The sequence below is a fragment of the Nocardioides rubriscoriae genome, assembly GCF_008087085.1.
In the GTDB taxonomy this organism is placed as follows: Bacteria; Actinomycetota; Actinomycetes; order Propionibacteriales; family Nocardioidaceae; genus Nocardioides; species Nocardioides rubriscoriae.
In genome coordinates this window covers 167,405-184,747 of sequence record NZ_VIYJ01000001.1, presented here as the reverse complement: position 1 = coordinate 184,747, position 17,343 = coordinate 167,405, and the positions used below count along the sequence as shown (strand labels likewise).

18 protein-coding genes and 1 riboswitch are annotated in these 17,343 nt (G+C 72.6%); of the genes, 10 read left to right on the top strand and 8 right to left on the bottom strand.

Translation table 11 applies throughout. The annotated features are described in order from the left end of the window. Nucleotides 1-6: 6 nt before the first annotated feature. The 5 genes from FZC61_RS00925 to FZC61_RS00900 form a co-directional block, all read right to left on the bottom strand. Nucleotides 7-1,227, bottom strand: coding sequence for an alpha/beta fold hydrolase (locus FZC61_RS00925; protein WP_246142455.1), 1,221 nt, complete (start codon nt 1,225-1,227; stop codon nt 7-9). Between the two features lie 29 nt (nt 1,228-1,256). Beyond that, a complete protein-coding gene (locus FZC61_RS00920; protein WP_148611551.1) occupies nt 1,257-2,009 on the bottom strand; it encodes a hypothetical protein in 753 nt (250 codons plus the stop codon). A 266-nt stretch (nt 2,010-2,275) separates the two neighbouring features. Next, the gene (locus FZC61_RS00910; RefSeq protein ID WP_211357029.1) at nt 2,276-2,944 is read right to left on the bottom strand and encodes a M15 family metallopeptidase; all 669 of its coding nucleotides are present in this window, start codon (nt 2,942-2,944) and stop codon (nt 2,276-2,278) included. After that, complete coding sequence (locus FZC61_RS00905) at nt 2,941-4,371, bottom strand: alpha,alpha-trehalose-phosphate synthase (UDP-forming) (RefSeq protein ID WP_148611548.1); 1,431 nt, start codon at nt 4,369-4,371, stop codon at nt 2,941-2,943. The genes FZC61_RS00910 and FZC61_RS00905 overlap by 4 nt, the downstream gene beginning before the upstream one ends. 33 nt (nt 4,372-4,404) lie before the next feature. Further along, nucleotides 4,405-5,472 (bottom strand): Gfo/Idh/MocA family protein, encoded by a 1,068-nt coding sequence (locus FZC61_RS00900; RefSeq protein WP_148611546.1) that lies wholly within the window; start codon nt 5,470-5,472, stop codon nt 4,405-4,407. A gap of 133 nt (nt 5,473-5,605) precedes the next feature. Here FZC61_RS00900 and FZC61_RS00895 point away from each other — a divergent pair, with 133 nt between their 5' ends. The 5 genes from FZC61_RS00895 (at nt 5,606) to FZC61_RS00875 (ending at nt 9,382) form a co-directional block, all read left to right on the top strand. Further along, nucleotides 5,606-5,908, top strand: a complete 303-nt coding sequence (locus tag FZC61_RS00895; protein ID WP_148611544.1) for a DUF3263 domain-containing protein — start codon at nt 5,606-5,608, stop codon at nt 5,906-5,908. 5 nt (nt 5,909-5,913) lie between these two features. Next, on the top strand, nt 5,914-6,450 hold the full coding sequence (locus FZC61_RS00890) for a LytR C-terminal domain-containing protein (RefSeq protein WP_148611542.1): 537 nt from the start codon (nt 5,914-5,916) through the stop codon (nt 6,448-6,450). A 233-nt stretch (nt 6,451-6,683) separates the two neighbouring features. After that, nucleotides 6,684-7,529: a trehalose-phosphatase gene (gene otsB, locus FZC61_RS00885; protein WP_148611540.1), complete on the top strand. Its 846-nt coding sequence runs from the start codon at nt 6,684-6,686 to the stop codon at nt 7,527-7,529. Nucleotides 7,530-7,610: 81 nt separating this feature from the next. Then, a riboswitch (SAM riboswitch) is annotated at nt 7,611-7,756 on the top strand. A gap of 9 nt (nt 7,757-7,765) precedes the next feature. After that, nucleotides 7,766-9,067: a threonine synthase gene (gene thrC / locus FZC61_RS00880; RefSeq protein WP_148611538.1), complete on the top strand. Its 1,302-nt coding sequence runs from the start codon at nt 7,766-7,768 to the stop codon at nt 9,065-9,067. Nucleotides 9,068-9,106: 39 nt separating this feature from the next. Next, a complete protein-coding gene (locus FZC61_RS00875; protein WP_148611536.1) occupies nt 9,107-9,382 on the top strand; it encodes a MoaD/ThiS family protein in 276 nt (91 codons plus the stop codon). Nucleotides 9,383-9,512: 130 nt separating this feature from the next. Here the strand turns inward: FZC61_RS00875 and FZC61_RS00870 are convergent, their stop codons facing one another. From FZC61_RS00870 to FZC61_RS00860, 3 genes are all read right to left on the bottom strand, one after another. Then, on the bottom strand, nt 9,513-10,232 hold the full coding sequence (locus tag FZC61_RS00870; RefSeq protein ID WP_170285919.1) for an SDR family NAD(P)-dependent oxidoreductase: 720 nt from the start codon (nt 10,230-10,232) through the stop codon (nt 9,513-9,515). Between the two features lie 75 nt (nt 10,233-10,307). Beyond that, the gene (locus FZC61_RS00865; protein ID WP_170285918.1) at nt 10,308-10,922 is read right to left on the bottom strand and encodes a class F sortase; all 615 of its coding nucleotides are present in this window, start codon (nt 10,920-10,922) and stop codon (nt 10,308-10,310) included. A gap of 97 nt (nt 10,923-11,019) precedes the next feature. After that, the gene (locus FZC61_RS00860) at nt 11,020-12,309 is read right to left on the bottom strand and encodes a hypothetical protein (RefSeq protein WP_148611531.1); all 1,290 of its coding nucleotides are present in this window, start codon (nt 12,307-12,309) and stop codon (nt 11,020-11,022) included. A gap of 175 nt (nt 12,310-12,484) precedes the next feature. On the opposite strand from FZC61_RS00860, the gene FZC61_RS00855 reads away from it, so the two are divergent. From FZC61_RS00855 to groL, 5 genes are all read left to right on the top strand, one after another. Beyond that, complete coding sequence (locus tag FZC61_RS00855) at nt 12,485-13,321, top strand: SGNH/GDSL hydrolase family protein (protein WP_246142454.1); 837 nt, start codon at nt 12,485-12,487, stop codon at nt 13,319-13,321. Between the two features lie 11 nt (nt 13,322-13,332). Then, complete coding sequence (locus FZC61_RS00850) at nt 13,333-14,196, top strand: TylF/MycF family methyltransferase (protein WP_211357028.1); 864 nt, start codon at nt 13,333-13,335, stop codon at nt 14,194-14,196. After that, nucleotides 14,193-14,543 carry a hypothetical protein gene (locus tag FZC61_RS00845; RefSeq protein WP_148611529.1) on the top strand — a complete coding sequence of 117 codons (351 nt, stop codon included), beginning with the start codon at nt 14,193-14,195 and terminating at the stop codon, nt 14,541-14,543. The genes FZC61_RS00850 and FZC61_RS00845 overlap by 4 nt, the downstream gene beginning before the upstream one ends. After that, entirely contained in the window at nt 14,540-15,373 is an 834-nt protein-coding gene (locus FZC61_RS00840) for an ATP-grasp domain-containing protein (protein WP_170285917.1), read from the top strand. The genes FZC61_RS00845 and FZC61_RS00840 overlap by 4 nt, the downstream gene beginning before the upstream one ends. 223 nt (nt 15,374-15,596) lie before the next feature. Then, nucleotides 15,597-17,225 (top strand): chaperonin GroEL, encoded by a 1,629-nt coding sequence (gene groL / locus FZC61_RS00835; protein WP_148611525.1) that lies wholly within the window; start codon nt 15,597-15,599, stop codon nt 17,223-17,225. The last annotated feature ends 118 nt before the right edge of the window (nt 17,226-17,343 follow it).

Genomic DNA, 17,343 nt, shown 5'->3' with positions numbered 1-17,343 from the left:
CCCGGCTCAGCGGGCCAGGGACCGCGACGCCGCCGACCCGTGCGAACGCCGGCCGGTGCCGATCACCGGCGTCCCCGTGTCGGTGTCGGTCGCGGTGTCGCTGCCGTCGTCGGACGGGTCGCCGGGGTCGGTGTCGGTCGACCACTGGTCGATCCACTCGTCCATGACCGTCCAGGTGGTGGAGCGGGCGGCGCGGCCGGTGAGCATGCCGAGGTGGCCGCCGGGGACGATCTCGAAGCGCACCTCGGGCGAGCCGGTCAGCAGCGGGACGACGGCCTTGACCGAGGCGACGGGGGCGATCCCGTCGGTCGAGCCGCCGAAGACGAGCACGGGCACGGTGATGTCGGCGAACGAGACGGTGCGGCCCTCGGCCTCGGGCTCGCCGGTGACGTCACCGAGGTCGAAGGTGCCGGTGACCAGGCCGTTGCCCTTGACGAAGCGGTGGTAGAGCTGGCCGAAGGTGCGACCGGGGTAGGCGATCATCCCGTCGGTGAAGCGGTCGACGGCCTCCATCTGTGCGAGGAACTCGGTGTCGTCGTAGTGGGTGACCTTGGCGACCGGCTTGGTGACCAGCTTCTGGAACGACGACAGCTGGAAGGCCCACTTGACCAGCGGCTTGGGCGCTCCGCCCAGGGCCTGGTAGCCCTTGGTGATCGGGCCGCGTCCGTTGGCCCAGTTGAGCAGCGGGCGCAGCGGGGCGACCAGCGGCACCAGGCTGACGTCGACCGGTGAACCGACCACGGTCAGCGACGCGATCGGCAGGTCGGTGTCGGCGGCGCCCGCGAGCAGGGAGAAGATCCCGCCCAGGCTCCAGCCGATCACGTGGACGGGCCGACCCCCGGCGTGGGCCGAGGCCTCGCGGATGGCGGTCGGGACGACCTCGTCGACCCAGTGCTCCATGCCGAGGTTGCGGTCCTTGAAGGAGACCTCGCCGTACTCCACGAGGTAGGTCGGTCGCCCGGCCTGCACGAAGTGCTCGACCAGCGAGCACCCGCGACGCAGGTCGTAGCAGATCGCCGGCGCGGCCAGCGGCGTGACGAGCAGGACCGGGTCGCCGACCTCCTGGACCTTGGCCTGCGGTCGGTAGTGGTAGACCTCGCGCAGCGTGCCCTCGTCGATCAGCGTGCGTGGCATCGGACGCAGGTCGGCGAGCCCGCCGTAGAACACCTTGTGGGCGAAGTTGCTCGCGGCCGACGCGACCTGGTCGGGCTTCGGGATGAGGTCCACGACCGAAACGTACCGCCACCGTGGTCCTGTCAGAACCTGAAGGCCAACGCTCCTCGGATGTCGAGATTGGCGTTGAGCAGGAACGTCGAGGCCCGCGCCGCCTTGACCGAGGGCCGGTGGGTCTCCACCGTCAGCACGAGGAACTGACCGACCGCGCTGACCTTCCAGGAGCCCGGGCTGCCGTCGAGGTACGACGAGGGTCGCAACCGCCACGACTCCTCGGTGATGAGGTCGCGGTCGACGGCCCGGGTGGCCGCCTCGCGGCTGCGCATCGTCAGCACGAGGTGGGACAGCGCGAGGTCGCCGCCCAGGGCGCGGTAGGTCCACTCGACGGCGTCGACGCAGCCGAGCCCGGTCAGGGCACCGTCGTTCTCGGCAGGACCGCAGCCGTCGTGGTCGGTGCCGTCCTCGAACGTCGCCTGCAGCGCGACGTCACCCATCCGGTAGTCCCAGTCGTGCGCGAACTCGCGATAGCTCAGCGGCTTGCTGCTCAGCTCGGGCACGGACGGGGGCTCGGGGCTGGGCAACGGGTCGCGGTCGAACCCGTCGGTCGGCTCGGGAGCCACCGGTGAGTCCGGTGAGGTCGAGGCCGGAGGGGTCGGGGCCGGCGGCGGGGTGGGCGAGGTCGGTGCGTCCGGGTCGGGCGTCGCGGGGTCGCCGGTGGACGCGGTGACCGGGTCGCGGCCGGCCGACGCACCGTCGTCGCTGCGCTGCTGCCACACCACGACACCGCCGCCGACGGCTGCGGCGAGCAGCAGGACCGTGACCACGGCGAGCGTCACGACCAGGCCGGTGCGGCTCCCGCCCGACGGCGACGGCGGGGGCGGGGGCGGGGCGTCCCAGGGTGCCGAGGGGCCGTACGCCGGGTAGCCCGGCGGTGGACCGGCCGGCGGGTAGCCCGGCGGGGGACCGGAGGGCGGGGGCCCGGAAGGCGGGGGCCCGGAGGGCAGGCGACCGTGAGGGGGCGGCGGGGGAGGAGGGGGAGGGGGTCCGGCAGGCACCTCGGCGGCCTACCCGCTCGGGGAGCGCGCCAACCCTCCCGCGGCGCTCAGCCCGGCCCGGGGCCGACCGGGCCGACCGGGCCGAGGACGGCGCGACCGGCGCCGGTCGCCCGTGCCCAGTAGCGGTCGCCCCACGACCAGTGCCACCACTCGGTGGGGTAGTTGACCAGGCCGGCTCCCGACAGTGCCCGCACCAGCTCGCGACGCAGCGAGCGGGCCTCGCCGCTGACGTCGGGGTGCGCGGTGTAGCAACGGCCGTCGGACTCCTCGGGCGAGGCGTCCAGCGGGCACCCGAGGTCGAGCACCTCGCCGTCGGGGGTCAGCAGCAGGACGTCGGCCGCCGCGCCGGCCGTGTGCGGGGCGACGTCGGGAGGCGAGACGAACCGGCTCGCCAGGCGGTGGACCTCCGCCGCGCTCGCGTCGGGACGCTCCGCGGCCAGACGGGCGGCGTACCGGTCGAAGTAGTGGCGCTGCAGGGCCGGTGGGCGGAACCCCTCGTTGAGGGCGAGCACCAGGTCGCCGGGCAGCGCGGCGGCGGCGTCGGTGAGCCGGTCGAGGACGGGCCGCCGCAGCAGCCGGGCCTGCGGTGACCCGCCGGTGAACGGCAGCACGCCGTCGCAGTCGACGAGCGCGTCGCCGGCCTCGTCGACCGGGACCGACGTCACGGCGGGGTCCGACATCAGCACCACGTCGTCCCAGGTGGGGACGTCGGTCACGAGCGTCGGGCGGGCCGCACGGTCTTGGCGTGGGTGCTGTGGGAGAAGGTGGCGAGCTCGGCCATGAACGAGTCGGCCCAGGCGGCGACGTCGTGCTGGCGGATCGTCTTGCGCATGGCCTTCATCCGGCGGGTGAGGTCCTTCTCGTCGGACTGGTAGGCCTCGAGCAGGGCCGACTTCATGCCGTTGAGGTCGTAGGGGTTGACCAGCCAGGCCTGGCGCAGCTCGTCGGCGGCTCCGGCGAACTCCGACAGCACGAGCGCGCCGTCGTCCTCGGTGCGGCAGGCGACGTACTCCTTGGCGACCAGGTTCATGCCGTCACGGTAGGGCGTGACGACCATGATGTCGGCGGCGCAGTAGAGCGCCGCCATCTCCTCGCGCGGGTAGGAGGTGTGGAGGTAGCTGATCGCGGGGCGGCCGATGCGGCCCAGGTCGCCGTTGATGCGGCCGACGAGGCGGTCGATCTCGTCGCGCAGGATGCGGTACTGCTCGACCTGCTCGCGCGAGGGCACCGCGACCTGCACGAAGACGGCGTCCTCGACGTCGAAGTGGCCGTCCTCGATGAGCTCGGCGAACGCGCGCAGCCGGGCGTAGATGCCCTTGGTGTAGTCGAGCCGGTCGATGCCGAGGAAGATCCTGCGGGGGTTGCCGAGGGCCTGGCGGATCTCGGCCGCGCGCGCGACCACGCTCTCGGTCAGGGCGAGCTTCTCGAAGCCGGCGGCGTCGATCGAGATCGGGAACGCGGCGGCGCGCACGGTGCGGCCGTCGGGCAGGTAGACGAGGTCGCGGTGGGTCTTGTGGCCGACGCGCTGGCGCACGAGCCGGACAAAGTTGGCGGCACCGCCGGGCAGCTGGAACCCGACGAGGTCGGCGCCGAGCAGGCCCTCGAGGATCTGGCGGCGCCAGGGCAGCTGCTGGAACAGCTCGGCCGGCGGGAACGGGATGTGGAGGTAGAAGCCGATGCGCAGGTCGGGACGCAGGTCGCGCAGCATCTGCGGCACCAGCTGCAGCTGGTAGTCGTGCACCCACACGGTCGCGCCCTCGGAGGCGAGCTCCGCGGCCTTGGCGGCGAACTTGCGGTTGACCCGGACGTAGGAGTCCCACCACTCGCGGTGGAACTCCGGCTTGGCCACGAGGTCGTGGTAGATCGGCCAGATCGTGGCGTTGCTGAAGCCTTCGTAGAAGAGCTCGATCTCGTCGGGCTCCAGGCCGATCGGCACGAGGTGCATGCCGTCGTCCTCGAAGGGCTCGAGGTCCTGGTCGTCGCCGCCGGGCCAGCCGATCCAGGTGCCGTCGTTGGCGCGCATGACCGGCTCGATGGCGCTGACCAGGCCGCCGGGGGAGCGCCGCCACCCCGGGGTGCCGTCGGGCAGGGTGACCCGGTCGACCGGCAGCCGGTTGGCGACGATCACGAGGTCAGCGGACATGGGTCGACCCTAGAGGGGCGTGCGTGGGCCGGCCTACGACGGTAGGGGTGACGGCCGGTAGGTGACCCCGACCGAGGCGAGCACCGACTCCATCTGGCGCATCAGCGTCAGCGTCTGGGCGTGCGGCACCAGCGGGCTCTCGCGCAGCCCCGCCCGCAGGCAGCGGCCCACCTCGGCGACCTCGTTGCCGTAGCCGACACCGATCACCGGCTCGACGCCGACGACGTCCTGCTGGGCCGCGACGCTCGTGGCGTCGTTGCTGCCGCCCGCGTCGTACGGCGTCCAGGTGGCCCGGGTGGGGTGGTGGAAGTCGGCCAGGTCGAGGCGGCCCCGGTCGGTCGCGATCGACGCGGCCCGCGAGGACCACGACGTCATCGAGGCGTTCATCGTGGCCAGCGCCCCGCCGGGGTAGCGACCGGCGACGGCGATGTCGAGGTCGATGCCCGACGCCGACAGGCTCGCCGTCGCCGTGAGCTGCTCGGCCTCGCCGAGCAGCAGGTGGGCCAGGGTCAGCGGGTAGATGCCCATGTCGAGCATCGCGCCGGCGCCCAGGGCCGGGTCGAGCAGCCGGTCCTCGGGCGGCGCGTCGACGACGAAGCCGAGCTCGGCGTGCAGGTGTCGCGGCGTCCCGAAACGACCGGCGCGCAGCCCATCGGCGACCGCGCGCACCACGGGATGGCACGCGGTCCACATCGCCTCCATCAGGAACCGGTCGTGCTGCCGCGCCAGGGCGACCATCTCCTCCGCCTCGGCGACGGTCACCGTCAGCGGCTTCTCGCACAGCACGTGCTTGCCGGCCTCGAACGCCAGCCGCGCGTGCTCGAGGTGCAGCGCGTGCGGGCTCGCGACGTAGACGACCTCGACCGCCGGGTCGGCGACCAGCGCCTCGTAGGAGTCGTGGGCGCGCGTCGCCGGGCTGCCGTACGACGCCGCGAAGGCCTGCGCCGGGCCCGGCCGGCGCGACCCCACGGCGACCAGCTCGGCGCCGGGGACCAGGGCCAGGTCGGTGGCGACCTTGCGGGCTATCTTGCCGGTGGCGAGCACGCCCCACCCGATGGTCCGGCCGGCGGTCGGGCTGTCGTTCGGGCCGTCGTCGCTCATGGCCCCACCCTAGAGAACCCCGAAACTCGTCCCGGCGTGTCGGCGGACCCGAATGACACGAGTGTGATTAGCCGTCTACAGTGGTGCCCGACCACCCGGCTCACGCCGACCCGACCCCTCCGGGAGATCCGCGATGGAAGCCCAGCGCCACGACGACGCACCTGACGGCCCGAACGACGCCGTCGGCTCCCTCAGCGACCGCGACCGCGAGATCCTCGAGTTCGAGCGGCAGTGGTGGAAGTACGCCGGCGCCAAGGAGACCGCGGTCCGCGAGAAGTTCGACATGAGCTCCACGCGCTACTACCAGGTGCTCAACGCCCTCATCGACCGCGCCGACGCCCTCGAGGTCGACCCGCTCCTCGTGCGCCGTCTGCGCCGTCTGCGCTCCGAGCGGCAGCGCCAGCGCTCGGCCCGCCGCCTCGGCTTCGAGGTCTGAACCCGATGCTCGGGCGCGACCGGTCCGACGACGGCTCCCAGCGACCCGCACGCCCCGCGCGCGCCCAGCGCAGCGTGGTCTTCCCGTCCCCGGTGGTGATGCTCAGCATCGTCGCGGTCGCCATGGCGGTGATCGCGTTCGTCGCGACCCGCGGCGCCGACACCCCGACCGAGCGCGAGGTCGCCGCCCCCGCCGGGCAGTCGACCACTCCGACCGGCGAGCCCACCGCCACCCAGGCACCCAAGCCCAAGCCGAAGCCCAAGCCCGTCGAGCGCGGCAAGGTCTACGTCGAGGTCTACAACAACTCCGGCATCACCGGCCTGGCCGGCACCGTCGGCGGGCAGGCCACCGGGGCGGGCTGGAAGGTCGTCGGCACCGACAACTGGTACGGAACCGTCCCCACCAACACCGTCTACTTCCCGCCCCGCCTCGAGCGCGCCGCCAAGCAGCTGGCCCTCGACCTCGGCATCGACCGCACCGCCCCCGCCGACGGCGCCATGAAGCTCGACCGGCTGACCGTCATCCTCACCGGCGAGCTGTAGGCCCACCGCACCCCACGGTGGTCGAGGAGGTCGCCCGCGACCGTCACCCCACGGTGGTCGAGGAGGTCGCCCCGCGACCGTCTCGAGACCACACCAGGCCACACCTCCGCACCCAGCCCACTCCGGGTCTCGCGGCAACCCGACCCGCCGCGACCGCCCCGGCGCGTCACCGACGTCACACCCGTCACCGGCACGTCGTACGCCGGTCACCGGCGCGTGGTTGGGTGGAGCCCGTGGACTTCACGTCGGTCGAGGGCGAGCAGCGCTACGCCGCGCTCGTCCGGGCCGCGGCCGAGAGCATCGTCGGGCTCGACTTCGACGGCACCCTCTCGCCGATCGTCGACGACCCGTCGCAGGCCCACATCCACCCCGACGCCGGGCGGGTGCTGACCGGACTGGCCGCGCAGGTGCGGGCGATCGCCGTGATCACCGGTCGCCCGGCCCGCCAGGCGCTCGACCTCGGTGGCCTCGAGGAGGTCGGCAACGCGATCGGTGACGCGGGCAAGGACCTCTACGTGTTCGGCCAGTACGGCAACGAGCGCTGGAGCTCGACCAACCGCCGGGTCGTCGGCCCGCGGCCCCCGCACGGTCTGGCCTCCTTCGAGCGCGAGCTGCCTCGGGTGCTGCGCCGCCTCGACGCGGGTGACGCCTGGATCGAGGACAAGGGGCTGGCGGTCGCCGTGCACACCCGTCGCCTGCCCGACGCCGAGGCCGCCTTCACCCGCCTGCTGCCCGAGCTGCGCGACCTCGCCGCCCGCCACGACCTCGTCGTCGAGCCCGGCAAGGCCGTGATCGAGGTGCGCTCGCCCGGGGTCCACAAGGGCCAGGCCGTGCAGACGCTGGCGGCCGAGCTCGAGGCGGGCGGTTTCCTGTTCGCCGGCGACGACCTCGGCGACCTGGAGGCCTTCGACGCCGTCCGCGAGCTCGGCCGCACCGGCCTGCCGACCCTGCTGGTGTGCTCGTCCTCGGAGGAGGAGAACGCGCTTCTCCCGCTCTCCGACGTCGTCGTCAAGGGCCCCGACGGCGTCCTGGAGCTGCTCGAGCAGCTCACCGACGACGCCGCGGCGCTACGCGCCTGAGCCGCACGCCGACCCTCCGGTCCGTCCACATGGCGGGACCACCCGACGCATCGTGAGACGAAACGTCGTACAGTCGTGTGCAGCTCATCAAGAGGGACTGAGGGAACGGCCCAGTGAAGTCCCGGCAACCGCCACTCGACACCTCCGCCACCGGACAAGCCGGACGGACCAGTGGAAACGGTGCTAATTCCGCCCGGGTGCGACCGCCGCCCCGGGGAAGATGAGAAGGAGGACGCATGAGCACCGTCACGGACGAGAACGTCACCGCCGCCGAGACCGACACGGCGGCGCAGGCCGGCCCCCGTGAGGGTGCCTTCGGCAACGCCACCCACCTCGCGTGCCGCGAGTGCCAGCACGAGGTCACCCTCGGCCCCTTCTACGCCTGTCCGGAGTGCTTCGGCCCGCTCGAGGTCGCCTACAGCTTCCCCGTGGTGACCCGCGAGGAGATCGAGGCCGGCCCGCGCAACATCTGGCGCTACAAGGCGCTGCTGCCGGTGCCCGACGACATCGAGACCAGCCCCAACACCGAGCCCGGCTTCACCCGCCTGCTGCAGGCCCGCAACCTGGGTCGCGAGCTGGGCATCGACCGCCTGTGGGTCAAGGACGACTCGACCAACCCCACCAACTCCTTCAAGGACCGCGTGGTCGCCTGTGCGCTCAGCGCCGCGGTCGAGCTCGACGCCAAGGTGTTCGCCTGCCCGTCGACCGGCAACCTCGCCAACGCGGTCGCCGCGGCCGGGGCCCGCGCCGGCATCAAGACCGTGGTGTTCATCCCGAGCAACCTCGAGCGCCCCAAGCAGCTCAACTCCGCGATCTTCACCGACTCGCTGGTCGCGGTCAACGGCAACTACGACGACGTCAACAAGCTCGCCTCCGAGATCGCCGGCGAGGAGGACGGGTGGGCGTTCGTCAACGTCAACGTCCGCCCCTACTACGCCGAGGGCTCCAAGACCCTGGGCTACGAGATCGCCGAGCAGCTCGGCTGGCGCCTGCCCGACCAGGTCGTCATCCCGGTCGCCTCCGGCTCCCAGCTGACCAAGGTGCACAAGGCCTTCCAGGAGCTCGTCAAGCTCGGCCTGGTCGAGGACAAGCCCGTACGGATCTTCGGCGCCCAGGCCACCGGCTGCTCGCCGGTGTCGGTCGCCTACAAGGCCGGCGTCGACGCGATCCGCCCGGTCAAGCCCGACACGATCGCCAAGTCCCTGGCCATCGGCAACCCCGCCGACGGCATCTACGTGCTCGACATCTGCCGCGAGACCGGCGGCGCGGTCGAGGACATCACCGACGACGAGGTCACCGACGGCATCGTGCTGCTGGCCCGCACCGAGGGCATCTTCACCGAGACCGCCGGCGGCACCACCGTCGGCGTGCTGAAGAAGCTCGTCGAGACCGGCCAGCTCGACACCAGCCTCGAGACCGTCGTCATCAACACCGGCCACGGCCTGAAGACCCTCGACGCCATCGCCGACCGGGTCTCGCCCGCCGCCACCATCGAGCCGTCGTACGCCGCGTTCCGGGCCACCGGCCTCGGCGCCTGACCCGGCCTGACCCGCCCCCACCACCACGAAGAGGAACGAGTGAGCGTCTCCGTCCGCGTCCCGACCATCCTGCGCACCTACACCGACGGCGCGTCCGAGGTGACCGCCGAGGGCACCACCCTCGCCGAGGTGCTCGACAGCCTCGAGGCGTCGTACGCCGGCATCCGCAGCCGGATCCTCGACGACGACGGCAAGCTGCGCCGCTTCGTCAACGTCTACGTCGGCAACGACGACGTGCGCTTCCTCGACAACCTCGACACCCCGACGCCCGCCGGTATCCAGGTCTCCGTCATCCCCGCCGTCGCCGGAGGCTAGGCCGACACCACCCCACGGTGGTCGAGGAGGTTGCCCTGGCAACCGTCACGAGGCAGTTCGGCCGTCACGTCGGCTGCGGTGCGTCGTCTCGTGTTGGCCGCGGGCGGCCTCCTCGACCACCCTGTGGTGATCAGCAGGCGGTGCCTCGGTCGACGGAGAGTACCGCTCCGTTGACCGATGCGGCGGCGTCCGAGGCGAGGTAGGCCACGGCGTCGGCGATGTCGCTGGGCGGCATGAAGCCCCATCGGGCGCCGGCGCTCTCCATCAGCAGGTCCCAGTCCAGGGTCGAGTCGGCGTGCTCGGCCGCGGCCTGGGTGGGCAGGTCGGTCTCGACGCCACCGGGGCAGATCGTGTTGACGCGGATGCCGTCGGCCGCGAGCTCGAGGGCCAGCGACTTCATCAGGGCGATGACGCCGGCCTTCGAGGCGCAGTACGCCGCCTGGTAGGGCTGGGCCCGCAGCCCGGCGATCGAGGCGATGGTGACGATGTTGCCGCGGCTCGCGCGCAGGTGGGGCAGGGCCGCGTGGCTCATGAGCATCGGGCCGGTGAGGTTGACGCCGAGGTGGAGGTCCCAGGTCGCGAGGTCGAGGTCCTCGAAGCGGCGGAAGCGGTCGACGCCCGCCACGTTGACGAGCACGTCGAGGCCGCCGAGCCGGTCGACGGCGGCCGCGACCGCAGTGCTGACCGACCCCGCGTCGCTGACGTCGCAGGCCAGCACGTCGTTGCTCGCGACCAGGTCGAGCCCCACGACCGCCGCGCCCTGCGACGCCAGCAGCTCGACGGTCGAGCGGCCGATGCCGCCCGCCGCCCCGGTGACCAGTGCGCGCTTGCCCTCGAACCGTCCTGTCATGCCCGGCATCCTGTCAGCCCCGGGGGGGCCGCGGCGGTGCTTCTCAGATCGGCCCGGCACAGGGGCCGGGCCGCCTCACAGGGGCCGGGCGACCACGATCGAGTTGCCGGCGTAGAAGCGGCCGTTGAAACCGGTGCAGGTGACCAGGATCAGCCTGGCCCCGGCCGGCGAGGTCTCGGTCTGGCCGAAGATGTCCTGGGCGTGCTCGGCGACGTCGCGATAGCTGGCGAACAGGCTGTCGGTGACGCGGTAGCGGTGCCGACCGGTCGCGGTGACCAGGACGACCTTGTCGCCGGGCTCGAGCTCGGGGAGCAGGTCGAGGGCCCCGCCGCCGGTGCTGACGGTGTGGCCGGTGACCACGACCCGGCCCTGCGTGGCACCGGGCTCGGCGCTGCCGGTCCACCACCCGACCAGGTCGGGGTCGGACGGCGGCTCGAGGACCGCGTCGCTGCTCAGGTCGATGTCGACCACCGGCGCCTTGATGTCGAGCTTGGGCACCACCAGCCGGGTCGGTGGCGCCGGGGGGCCGGCCGCCGGGGGCACCGGCCGTACGGCGGCCGGCGTCGCGGGCGGGTCGGCGGTCACGGTGACGGTCGGCGCGGGCGGGGCCGGTGCGGCCTCGACCGCCGGCGACCCGGCCAGCCCCCGGCCCGTCAGGACGCCGCCGGTGAAGACGAGCCCGGCGGCCACGGTCGGGATGACGACCAGCAGCGCACGACGTCGCCACCGGTGGTCGGGGCTGGTGCCCGCCCCACCGGCGGCGATGTCGGCGTGGTCGGTGGTCAGGTCAGCTCCGCAGGACGCGACGGAAGCCGTAGACGCCGCAGGCGGCGGCGAGCGCCGACATCAGCACGAGCCCACCGGTCGCGATGCGGCCGTTGAGGTCACCGCTGCTGGTCGCGCCCCCGGCCAGGTCGAGCTCACCGGCCGGCACCGAGGTCGGCACGGCCGGGGTCGGGTCGGTCGGGTCGGGCGTCGGCGTCGGCGTCGGGTTGTCGACCGCGACGCGGCCGTTGGGTCCGCAGGACGAGCGGCCGATCTCGACGTTGACCAGGTCGACGAACGCCGAGGCCGCCGGCAGGACGCGCACGTCGAGGGCCGTCACCTCGATCGAGCGGTCCCCGCGGGTCTGCTTGTTGAGGGTGGCGTCGAGGACGTTGTCCTCCAGGGGCGCGAGCTGGTCGGCGAGCACCGCGATGACGTTGGCGTTGAGGGCGGTGACGAGCTGGTCGACCAGCGGGGCGGCCGGCGCGAGCACGCCGGTGAGCGCGGTCGTGAGCTCGGTCTCGACGGCGTCGCTGATCGCGGTGACCACCACGTCGAGGTCGGTGACGACCTTGGTGTTGGGCGGCGGGTTGGTCGGCAGGTTGACCAGGTCGACGCGGCCGATCGTCGGGAGGTCGACGTAGAGGCCGGCGTCGGTGAGCTGGCTGTCGCCGGTCGCGCCGTTCGTCGTCGCCGCGCACTGGCTCTGGACCGCACCGAGGTCGAGCACGATGCCCGGGTCGCCGATGCCGGTGAGCACGGTCTGCAGGGTGGAGTCGACGGTCGGCAGGACCGTGCCGAGCAGCGGCTGCAGCGCGGCCTGGAGGGTCTGGTCGAGCCCGGCGAGCAGGTCGGACTGCACGACCTGGACGTCCTGCAGCTGCAGGGTGCCGGCGTTGATCGTGGCGTTGTCGCCCGGGTCGAGGCAGAAGCCCCGGTCGACCGACACCAGCGTGGCGCCGTCACCGGCCAGCCCGGCGCAGGCCGCGGACCGGCCGCGACGGTCGACGACCGAGGCCGTCGCGTCCTGCGCGAGCGTCCCGGCGTTGATGAACGACTGGTTGCCGAGGGCGGTGATGAGGGGGTTCTGCTGGCCGACGACGGTCTCGTCGGCGCCGTCGTGGGTCGCCTTGACCGTGCCGCTGTCGGCGGGGGTGCTGAGCACGGTGAGGACCAGCGCCGTGGCGTCGGCCTGGGCGACGGGAGCAGCGGCAGCGCCGGGGGAGGCGGCCAGGGCGATCAGCGCCCCGGCGCCGGCCAGGGCGAGGGTCTTGCGCGAACGGGTCAGGAGGGGGAAGGGAGCTGTCGGCATGGAGGCGGCACCTACTTCGGAGGGGGAGAGTGCCGTCACCCTAAGTCACCGGTACCCCAGCGGGCATGCATTGTCCGCCGACGGTCCGCCGACGGTCGTGGCTGTCACCGAGATGACGGGCAGGTGCCCCCGTGGTCGACACCTCGCGTTCATCGGCGTCTGGTGGAGATGGGGGGTGCGCCGAACCCGCCTGGTCGTGACCGCGACGCTGACCGTGACCGCCGGCACGGCCCTCACGTCGTACGGCGCCCGCGAGCTGCTCCACCGGCAGGCGGCGGTCGCCCGGCGGCTGATCGGCAAGCCGCTCGGCGAGACGCCCCCCGACGCCGACCGCGTCTGGAAGGCGTCCTACGGCGACCCGCTCGACCTGCTGCTGATCGGCGACTCCATCGCCGCGGGGCTCGGGGCCGAGCGCCGCAAGGACACCCTCGGCGGGCGGCTGGCCAAGGGCCTGGCCAAGCACACCGGTCGCGCCGTCCGGCTGCGCACCGCGGCCGTCGTGGGCTCCGAGAGCGCGATGCTCGCAGCCCAGCTCGACGGCCTGCCCGCCGGCTACCGGCCCGACGTGGCGGTGGTGGTCGTCGGCGGCAACGACGTCACCCACCGGGTCCCGGTGGCCCAGGCCGCCGCCGACCTCGAGGCCGCCGTACGCGCGCTGCGCGAGCGCGGGGCCGAGGTCGTCGTCGGGACCTGCCCCGACCTGGGCGCCCTGCGTCCGGTGCCGCAACCCCTGCGCTCGCTGGGCTCGCGGGCCTCCCGGCAGCTCGCCGCCGCCCAGGCCGCCGCCACCGTCCGGGCCGGCGGCCACGCCGTCTCCCTGGCGCGGGTGGTCGGTCCCTTCTTCATCACCAACCCCGACGAGATGTTCAGCCTCGACCGATTCCACCCCAGCGCGCTGGGCTACCGGCGTACGGCGGCCGCGCTGCTGCCGTCGGTCCTCACCGCCCTCGGCCTGCACGACGTCGTCCCGTTCGGTCACGTGGTCCCGGGGGAGCGACCCCGCGTCGGTTAGGCTCACCGCCCGTGACGACCCCCGTGACCGCCAGCCCCGAGAGCGCCGACAGCGCCGCCAGCCCCGCCGTCGACCTCTACCTCGACATCATGGCCAAGATGCTGACCCGCTACGGGTTCGAGGGGCGCAACGTCACGGTGCGTTTCGAGCCCCGTTCCTACGAGGGCTATCTCTGGAACCTCGTGCGCATCGCCACCCGCGACCGCGACATCCGCGTGGTCGAGGCCGGCGAGTTCGACGCCGAGCGGCGCGAGATCGGCAAGGACTGGCCCGCCGACGCCGAAACGATGATCGGGATGAAGCGGCTGCGCAACGTGCGCGAGTGCCTCGAGAGCGTCATCGCCGACGGCGTGCCGGGCGACTTCATCGAGACCGGCGCCTGGCGCGGCGGCACCTGCATCTACGCCCGGGCGATCTTCAAGGCCCACGGCATCACCGACCGCAAGGTGTGGGTCGCCGACTCCTTCGAGGGCCTGCCGCCGCCGGACGGGCGCTTCGAGGCCGACGCCGGCGACCAGCACCACACCAAGATCGAGCTCGCGGTCTCGGTCGAAAAGGTGCAGGACAACTTCCGCCGTTACGACCTGCTCGACGACCAGGTCGAGTTCCTCGTCGGCTGGTTCAACGAGACCCTCGCCCCCGCGCCCATCGAGCAGATCAGCGTGCTGCGCCTCGACGGTGACATGTACGCCTCGACCATCGACGCCCTCGAGCCCCTCTACGACAAGGTCGCCGTCGGCGGCTACGTCATCGTCGACGACTACGGCGCGGTCAAGGGTTGTGCCCAGGCCATCCACGACTTCCGCGAGTCGCGCGGCATCACCGACGAGATGCACCAGGTCGACTGGGCGGGCGTCTACTGGAGGAAGTCGTGACTCCTCGGCCCGAGCTGAGCGCCGCCCGCGCCGCCGACTTCGAGGAGAGCCCCCAGCTCAAGATCAAGCGGCTCGAGCGCACCCTGGCCGACGAGCGCAAGTTCGCGGTCAAGTCGACACGTCAGCTCCACCGGGTCCTGACGCGTGAGCTGCGCGAGGCCGAGAAGTCGGCCGTCGCCGCGGAGCGCCGGGCGGTCGCGGCCGAGAAGCGGGCCGCCGCGGCCCGGGGTCGGGCCGAGCGGGCCGAGGCCGAGCTCGAGCGCATCCGGCAGAGCGCCACCTGGAAGGCGGGACGTGCGGTCGTCGCGGTCCCGGCTCGGATCAGGCGGCGCGTAGGCCGCTCGTGACCGACGTGCTCCTGGCGACCTCGGCCGACCTCCCGGACGGCGAGCCAGGGCACCAGGTCCTCGACCGGGCCTTCGCGGCGCGTGGCCTCACCAGCAGGTGGGCGGTCTGGGACGACCCGTTCGTCGAGTGGTCCGCGGCACGGCTGGTCTGCGTGCGCTCGACCTGGGACTACGACGCGCGGCGCCACGACTTCCTCGGCTGGGCCCAGGGGGTCGGTCCGCGGCTGCTCCACGGCGCCGAGGCCTTTCGCTGGAACACCGACAAGAGCTACCTGGTCGAGATCGGCCGTCACGTCCCCACGGTGCCGACCATCCTGGCCGACACGGCGGTCGAGCTGCGCGCGGCGATCGGGCGATTCGGGGCCTCGGTGGTCAAGCCCCGCGTGGGCGCCGGCGGGCGCGGCCTCGTCGTGGTCGACGACGCGGAGGGCCGGCTCCCGGTCGGCGCCGGTCCCTGGGTGGTCCAGCCGCTCGTGGCGTCGGTGCAGCGCGACGGCGAGGAGTCGGTGTTCGTGATCGGCGGGCAGCCCGTCAGCCAGGTCACCAAGCTGGCCCCGCCCCACGACGTACGCGTGCACCCGCAGTACGGCGGCAGCACCCGCGTCGTCGACCTGACCCGCGAGGCCACGCTGCTGGCCGTCGACGCCGTCGCTGCCGCCAGCGAGGTCCTCGGCCTCGAGATCGTCTACGCCCGTGTCGACATGCTCCGTAGCGACAGCACCGGCCGCCTCATGGTCAGCGAGGTCGAGATCACCGAGCCCGGCCTCTACCTCGACCTGCTGCCCGCGAACGCGCAACGGTTCGTCGACGCGGTCGAGGCCCGGCTCTGAGCCTCGGTTCCCACGCCTGCTCCGAGGCCCAGGGTTGTCACTCTCCCTGGTCGAGTGCTAAACATGACGCTGGCACTCTCAGCACGAGAGTGACAACCGGAGCGGTGCCAGCTGAGGCTCCCTCCCGGCGGAGAAAGGGTTCTGCCGGAGAGCGGGGTCGTCCGTCGCGGGCAGCCCACCACCCCGGATCCCCAGAACTCTGATCGTGAGGATCTCAGGAGTTATGCCCAAGCTGATTGCTTTCAACGAGGAGGCCCGGCGCGGCCTCGAGCGTGGCATGAACACGCTCGCCGACGCCGTCAAGGTCACCCTCGGCCCCAAGGGCCGCAACGTCGTGCTCGAGAAGAAGTGGGGCGCGCCGACGATCACCAACGACGGCGTCTCCATCGCCAAGGAGATCGAGCTCGAGGACCCCTACGAGAAGATCGGTGCCGAGCTGGTCAAGGAGGTCGCCAAGAAGACCGACGACGTCGCCGGCGACGGTACGACGACCGCCACGGTCCTGGCCCAGGCGATGGTCCGCGAGGGCCTGCGCAACGTGGCCGCCGGTGCCAACCCGATGGGTCTCAAGCGCGGCATCGAGGCCGCCGTCGCCGCCGTGTCCGAGCAGCTGCTCTCCATGGCCAAGGACGTCGAGACCAAGGAGCAGATCGCCAGCACCGCGTCGATCTCCGCTGCTGACACCACCGTCGGCGAGATCATCGCCGAGGCGATGGACAAGGTCGGCAAGGAGGGCGTGATCACGGTCGAGGAGTCCAACACCTTCGGCCTCGACCTCGAGCTGACCGAGGGCATGCGCTTCGACAAGGGCTACATCTCGGCCTACTTCGTCACCGACCCCGAGCGCATGGAGACCGTGCTGGAGGACCCCTACGTCCTCATCGCCAACTCCAAGGTCAGCAACGTCAAGGACCTGCTGCCCCTGCTCGAGAAGGTCATGCAGTCCGGCAAGCCGCTGGTCATCATCGCCGAGGACGTCGACGGCGAGGCCCTGTCCACGCTGGTCGTCAACAAGATCCGCGGCACCTTCAAGTCGGTCGCCGTCAAGGCCCCCGGCTTCGGTGACCGTCGCAAGGCCATGCTGCAGGACATCGCGATCCTGACCGGCGGCCAGGTCATCTCCGAGGAGGTCGGCCTCAAGCTCGAGTCCGCGACCGTCGACCTGCTGGGCCAGGCCCGCAAGATCGTCATCACCAAGGACGAGACCACCATCGTCGAGGGTGCCGGCGACCAGGGCCAGATCGAGGGCCGGGTCAACCAGATCCGCGCCGAGATCGAGAAGTCCGACTCCGACTACGACCGCGAGAAGCTGCAGGAGCGCCTGGCCAAGCTGGCCGGCGGCGTCGCGGTCATCAAGGTCGGCGCGGCCACCGAGGTCGAGCTCAAGGAGCGCAAGCACCGCATCGAGGACGCCGTCCGCAACGCCAAGGCGGCCGTCGAGGAGGGCATCGTCGCCGGTGGCGGCGTGGCGCTCGTCCAGGCTGCGGCCACCGCGTTCGACAAGCTCGACCTGGTCGGCGACGAGGCCACCGGCGCCAACATCGTGCGCGTCGCGACCTCGGCCCCGCTCAAGCAGATCGCCATCAACGCCGGCCTCGAGGGCGGCGTCGTGGCGGAGAAGGTCGCCAACCTGACCCCGGGCCACGGCCTCAACGCCGCGACCGGCGACTACGTCGACATGATCGCCGAGGGCATCATCGACCCCGCCAAGGTGACGCGCTCCGCGCTCCAGAACGCCGCCTCCATCGCGGCGCTCTTCCTCACCACCGAGTGCGTGGTCGCCGACAAGCCCGAGAAGGCTGCCCCCATGGGCGGCGACCCCTCGGGCGGCATGGGCGGCATGGACTTCTGAGTCCACCCACCCGGCACCACCCGTAGTCCCGCACCACCGCGACCGGCCCGTCCCAGACCTCTGGGGCGGGCCGGTCGTCGCGTTCCGCCCTCCACCTCGCCGACCCGTCGCGTTGACG

What these genes read in the sequence shown, in the direction of transcription:
- FZC61_RS00900 (WP_148611546.1), bottom strand. Translation starts at nt 5,472, where the DNA reads ATGAGCGACGACGGCCCGAACGACAGCCCGACCGCCGGCCGGACCATC.
- FZC61_RS00870 (WP_170285919.1), bottom strand. Translation starts at nt 10,232, where the DNA reads ATGACAGGACGGTTCGAGGGCAAGCGCGCACTGGTCACCGGGGCGGCG.
- FZC61_RS00890 (WP_148611542.1), top strand. Translation starts at nt 5,914, where the DNA reads ATGCTCGGGCGCGACCGGTCCGACGACGGCTCCCAGCGACCCGCACGC.
- FZC61_RS00905 (WP_148611548.1), bottom strand. Translation starts at nt 4,371, where the DNA reads ATGTCCGCTGACCTCGTGATCGTCGCCAACCGGCTGCCGGTCGACCGG.
- thrC (WP_148611538.1), top strand. Translation starts at nt 7,766, where the DNA reads ATGAGCACCGTCACGGACGAGAACGTCACCGCCGCCGAGACCGACACG.
- FZC61_RS00860 (WP_148611531.1), bottom strand. Translation starts at nt 12,309, where the DNA reads ATGCCGACAGCTCCCTTCCCCCTCCTGACCCGTTCGCGCAAGACCCTC.
- groL (WP_148611525.1), top strand. Translation starts at nt 15,597, where the DNA reads ATGCCCAAGCTGATTGCTTTCAACGAGGAGGCCCGGCGCGGCCTCGAG.
- FZC61_RS00895 (WP_148611544.1), top strand. Translation starts at nt 5,606, where the DNA reads ATGGAAGCCCAGCGCCACGACGACGCACCTGACGGCCCGAACGACGCC.